Genomic DNA, 518 nt, shown 5'->3' on the forward strand with positions numbered 1-518 from the left:
GCTCACCTTTAGCTGGATGACGCCGATGATGAAGTTTGGCTACAAGAACTTCCTGACCCAAGATGACCTGTGGAACCTCCGACGTCGTGATACAACTCGCGTCACTGGGGAGACCTTGGCAGAAAACTGGGAACAGGAACTGCAAAAGGACAAACCATCTCTGTGGATCGCACTTTTCAAGTCCTTCGGTAGTTCGTATACCAGAGGTGCGATCATCAAATGCGGAAGTGATATTCTGGCCTTTGTCCAGCCTCAGCTTCTACGAGTTTTGATTGACTTCATCGGTTCTTATGAAACTGACAACCCCCAGCCAATCATACGGGGTGTTGCTATTGCCCTGGCGATGTTCTTTGTCTCGGTATCGCAAACAATGTGCCTTCATCAATATTTCCAGAGAGCTTTTGACACTGGTATGCGCGTGAAGTCTTCGTTGACGGCCATGATCTATGCCAAGTCGCTTCGGCTTTCAAGCGAGGGCCGTACATCGAAGACTACCGGCGATATTGTCAACCATATGG

The 518-nt window shown here is 49.2% G+C and carries 1 protein-coding gene; it reads left to right on the forward strand.

The window, feature by feature from the left end; genetic code table 11:
- Positions 1-16 precede the first annotated feature (16 nt).
- The coding region (locus IE142_RS40475) for an ABC transporter transmembrane domain-containing protein (RefSeq protein WP_191889538.1) at positions 17-518 on the forward strand (502 nt) is incomplete at its 3' end.

Origin of the sequence: Streptomyces mutabilis, assembly GCF_014649815.1 — a bacterium.
Lineage (GTDB): Bacteria > Actinomycetota > Actinomycetes > Streptomycetales > Streptomycetaceae > Streptomyces > Streptomyces mutabilis.